The organism is Nocardia sp. NPDC059154 (assembly GCF_042755705.1).
GTDB lineage: Bacteria > Actinomycetota > Actinomycetes > Mycobacteriales > Mycobacteriaceae > Nocardia.
This window is the reverse complement of the sequence record NZ_JBHZCS010000022.1, coordinates 1-4,862: the sequence shown is the minus strand read 5'-3', so window position 1 is coordinate 4,862 and position 4,862 is coordinate 1. Positions and strand designations below refer to the sequence as shown.

The following is a 4,862-nucleotide window of genomic DNA, read 5'->3' as shown; positions in this document are numbered from 1 at the left end:
GGGGGGGGGGGGGTTGTCACAACCTCCTCTGGGGGGGGACCCTCTCCCCACGCAGAACACCAGGGGGGGCAAACACCCCCAACCGAACCCGCTGCGGCCCCCCCCACCCGCCCCCCCCCCGGCACCCCTTTCCACGTACACCAGATCTGCTGTGCAGCAATACAAGTGAAGAAGGGAGGGAACGGCGATGGCCTTCTTCTCCAACGGCGCAACCCGCCGGACCACCACCGTCACCTCACCCGCGGGCGCCACCCCGACTGGCGCGGTCATGGACTCCGCGCACGTCGGCGACATCGTCGGTGCGCTCGGCTCCATCGGCCAGCACGACACCCTCGAGGGCCGCACCCGCTGGCAGAAGTTCAAGATGCTGCTGGCCGTGATCGGCCCCGGCCTGATCGTCATGGTCGGCGACAACGACGCCGGCGGGGTGGCCACCTACGCGCAGGCCGGGCAAAACTACGGCATGGCGCTGGTCTGGACCCTGGTGCTGCTGATCCCGGTGCTCTACGTGAACCAGGAAATGGTGGTCCGTCTCGGCGCGGTCGCCGGAGTCGGCCACGCGCGCTTGATCTTCGACCGCTTCGGCAAGTTCTGGGGCGCGTTCAGCGTGGGCGATCTGTTCATCGTCAACGCGCTCACCATCGTCACCGAATTCATCGGCGTCTCCATGGCGCTCAACTACTTCGGGCTGCCCAAGGCGATTTCGGTGCCGCTGGCGGCGGTGCTGCTGTTCGCCATGGTCGCGGGCGGTTCGTTCCGGCGGTGGGAGCGATTCCTGTTCGGGCTCATCGCCGTCAATATCGTCATGTTCCCACTCGCGTTCATGGTGCACCCCAGCGCCAAAGACACCGCCCACGGCCTGATCCCGTCGTTCCCGGGCGGCCTGAACTCGACGCTACTGCTGCTCATCGTGGCAATCGTCGGCACCACGGTCGCCCCGTGGCAGCTGTTCTTTCAGCAGTCCAACATCGTCGACAAGCGCATCACGCCGCGCTGGATCCGTTACGAGCGCATCGACCTCTGGGTCGGCATCGTCGTGGTGATGATCGGGGCCGTCGCCATCATGGCCGCCGCCGCGTTCGGTCTGGGCCCCGCCATGATGGGCAACTTCACCGACGCCGGAGCCGTGGCTCAGGGCCTGAGCGACAACATGGGTAAAACCGTGGGGGCGTTGTTCGCGATCCTGCTGTTGGACGCCTCGCTGATCGGCGCCAACGCCGTCGGGCTGGCCACCACGTATGCCCTCGGCGACACCCTCGGCAAGCGGCACTCACTGCACTGGAAGATCACCGAAGCGCCGATCTTCTACGCCGGCTACGCGGCGCTGCTCGCCGTCGCCGCCGCTGTTTCCTTCAGTCCCGATCACGTGCTCGGCCTGCTGACCCAGGGCGTACAGGCGCTGGCGGGTGTGCTGCTGCCCTCGGCCACGGTGTTCCTGGTCCTGCTCTGCAATGACAAGGCGGTGCTCGGTCCGTGGGTGAACACGGTCCGGCAGAACGTCGTCGCGGGCGTCATCGTCTGGTCGCTGGTGCTGCTGTCGCTGGCGCTGACCGCAGCCACCTTCTTCCCGGACCTGACCACAACCCAGCTGGAAATCGGCTTCGGAATCGGTGTCGGTGTCGGTCTGTTCGGCGGTCTCGGTATCGCAGTTGCCAAGCGCCGCGCCGACCGCAGGACGACCGAACAGACCGCAGCCGAGCTCGGCGGCCTGGACCCAGACCAGGTCGAGGAGCTCAACTCGACCCCGCTCTCGCGAGCCGAGCGCAAGGCGATTCTGGAGCAGGATCGCGACACTTGGCGCACTCCGGCGCTGGACACCCTCGAACGACCCGCGTTCTCGCCAGGGCGGATGGCGGGCATGATCGCGCTGCGCGGCTACCTGCTGATCGCCGTGATCCTGGTGGGCGTGAAGATCTTCCAGTCCATCACCGGCTGAACGCGATTCGCTCGGCGCCGTCACCTCCTTACGCGGTGACGGCACCGGGAGCGTGCGGTTTCAAGCCACGAAGTTTCGAAAGCATACCGATGCGGAAAACCACCGCTGGCGCGGTCGCGCGCCCAATTCGTTCGTTTCCACTGTGGCGGATGGGCATCACGGCCGGCCTTCTTGCCTTTGCCGCTCTCCGGGCGGTGCCTCTCGATGCGTCGGCAGCGCCTACGAATTCGGGGCGACCCGCTGGATCACCCGCGGCGCTGGCCGAGCAGATGCAGTCTGCGATCCAGGATGCATCCCCGACGGCCTCCCCGGCACCACCACGGCGATCAAGCAGGGCTGGATGACCCTGGACACCTCGACGACCATGAACACGACCGGTCTTGTCGGCTCCGACCCAGGGCAACCGCTGCGCTACACCGTCGTGGTACTGACCTCACAACCCGCCGGTGTCAGCTGGACAGCTGGCGGTGCCGCGCTCACCGCCGGCGTCGGCGTGCTGCGCAGCGTAATCGGATCGCACACGATGCTCGCGGCGGTCGAGTCCCGCTAGGCATCTCGCTCCGCGCGGCTGATGCTTGCGTACCGTGACCGGGTAGCATTCACCGGCCTCTCACCGGCCGTTGACCGATCGTCCGATTGAATTCCTTGTCGGACCCCTGCTCTACGCCGTCACCGTTAGTCGAGGCTTGGCGGTGGTGAGGAGGACGCTGGCGGTGAGTGCGAAGGCCGCGGCGAGGGAGATGACGGTGATGGTCGCGTGGAGGAGGGCCAGGGCCGAGGCGGTGAGGACGGCGGTGAAGGCGGGCCGGATGATCGCGGCGGGGGAGCGGGAGGAGAAGAGGGCGCCGAGTATCACGCCCGGGATCGCGCCCAGGACAAGGGATCCGGTGAGGGCGAGGCGGACATCGCCGAACAGCAGGTGCCCGAGGGTGGCGGCGGCGACGAGGGGGATGGCCTGCACGATGTCCGTGCCCACCAGCTGGTTGGGGCGCAGGGTGGGGTAGACGATCACCAGTGCGGCCATCATGACCGCGCCCGCACCGACGGAGGTGAGTCCGACGAGCAGGCCGCCGAGGACTCCGATCAGGACGGTCGGGACGGGACGGATCGTCAGCGGCAGGTCGTCGATGGCGAGCGGGCTCTGCCGTCGGCGTTCGATCGCTTGGCGCACGAGGGTGAAGACGACGGACAGGGTCAGTCCGACCCCGATGGCCAATTTGAGATTGTTCTGGACGGCCGCGGCGTGGCCGAGCACACCGACCAGGACCGCACCGAGGAAGGCCGAAGGAACCGATCCGAGGGCGAGCAGCCCGGCCAGCCGCCAGTGAACTGTTCTGCGGCGCAGGTGAACCGGGACCGCGAACGGTTTCATGATGAGCGAGGCGAACAGGTCGTTGGAGATGGCGGCCAGGGGTGGGATGCCGAAGCCGAGGACCAGCACCGAGGTCAGCAGGGCGCCGCCGCCCATGCCGGTGAGGCCGACGAAGAACCCGATGACGAGCCCGACGGCGCCCAGGGTGGGGGAATGCATGTGTGTGTGCCTTCTGAGGATGACGCGCGGCCGGTCTCGGCGCGCGGTGCGGAGAATCGGGGAGGAGTGCCGGAGGCCTCACACGATGCGGTGGTGATGCGCATCAGGTCGATGTGCAGGCGGCGGATCAGCCTGATGCGGGCGGGAATAGTCATGGGGTTCAGCAGTTTTCGGTACGCGTGAGGAACAGCGGACTGGTCCACGCCTGGTGGCCGTCGAATTGGCGGGCGCGAAGGTAGACGGCACTGTCGCGCGGCGGCACCGCGAGAGTCACGGCGCCGCGCACGCTGACCGGGAGCCCGGCCGGGTCGGCGATGCGTTCGATCCGAAGCCGGAGATCGAGCCCGCCCATGGCAAGTTCCCGGTGGACCGACCGGATCAGCTCGGCACCGGTCACCTCGAGCGTGCCGCGCCGATCGTCCTCGCGCACGGTCGTCTCCAACTCGAAGCGGGCGTCGGCAAGCGCTCCGAGGGTCAGGACCACGCCGATATCCGCGCCGTAGGTCATTGTGCGCCAGGTGATTTCGTTGCCGGTAGCAGCGATCTGCTGTTCGGGATGCAGGGCCGCCCAGGGCTCGGCGGCCGTGACGTCGGTGCCGGTGATCCGCATTCGTCCGGTCCAGCTCGCCCAGCGATACCGATCGCGATGGCGGGCCCCGCCCCAGCGCACGCGAACGAGCGTGTCCGACAAGCCGGTTTCGGCGTGCAGGTCGCGCCGCCAGACCTCACCGGTGGCGTCGAAGAGCCGTATCTCCTCCCATCCGGTGGTGCCGTACACGGCGTACTCGGCATCGAGTTCGGTTGCGGCGGAGACGATATCATCACCCATCCACCGATCGCCCGAGCGCAGCAGGGCGACGGCGCGGGCGCCGGTGGTGGCCCAGGTGCGCCGGGCGCGCAGGGTCCGGCCGACCTCGGCGGCGGTCAGCTCGGGTGCGAGCACGCCGGTCAGGCCGCCGGCCGCGCCGAAGATATTGGCGCCGGGCGCACCGCTGCCGGGCCGTCCGCGGTGCTCGTCGCTGGCGGCGCTGGCGCCCAGGCGCAGCCCGCGGGCGAGGGCGTCCTCGAGGAACCAGGGGCTCGAGCCCCAGGTGGAGTGGACCTCGATCAGCCGCTCCAATTCCGGGTGATGCCAGTCGAGGACGGCGCGCCGACCGCCGACGTGCGGGATGAGCAGGTAGGAGCCGGGGTCCTTGTCGTAGGCCGCGTACAGCTCTGTGATGGGCCAGGTTTCGGGCACGGGGGTGGTGCTCGACATGTTCGCGTGCCAGCTCAGCGAGCGGGCGAGAGTGGTGTCCTCGCCGAGGAATACGACATTGTGGTCGCCGCCGACGCCCGCGGTGCCGCACCATTCCACACCCGGATAGCAGACGAACCGGCCGTCCTCCCCGGCCC

At 68.6% G+C, this 4,862-nt stretch carries 3 protein-coding genes and 1 pseudogene; 2 read left to right on the top strand and 2 right to left on the bottom strand.

From position 1 onward, the window contains the following. Positions 1-187 precede the first annotated feature (187 nt). Positions 188-1,936 (top strand): NRAMP family divalent metal transporter, encoded by a 1,749-nt coding sequence (locus ACFXN1_RS20050; RefSeq protein ID WP_379438444.1) that lies wholly within the window; start codon positions 188-190, stop codon positions 1,934-1,936. Between the two features lie 340 nt (positions 1,937-2,276). Further along, the gene (locus ACFXN1_RS20045; RefSeq protein ID WP_379438443.1) at positions 2,277-2,486 is read left to right on the top strand and encodes a hypothetical protein; all 210 of its coding nucleotides are present in this window, start codon (positions 2,277-2,279) and stop codon (positions 2,484-2,486) included. A gap of 111 nt (positions 2,487-2,597) precedes the next feature. Here the strand turns inward: ACFXN1_RS20045 and ACFXN1_RS20040 are convergent, their stop codons facing one another. Both ACFXN1_RS20040 and ACFXN1_RS20035 read right to left on the bottom strand, forming a co-directional pair. Then, positions 2,598-3,467, bottom strand: coding sequence for a sulfite exporter TauE/SafE family protein (locus ACFXN1_RS20040; RefSeq protein WP_379438441.1), 870 nt, complete (start codon positions 3,465-3,467; stop codon positions 2,598-2,600). A 160-nt stretch (positions 3,468-3,627) separates the two neighbouring features. Beyond that, positions 3,628-4,862: pseudogene (locus ACFXN1_RS20035) on the bottom strand (hypothetical protein); the annotation flags it as partial.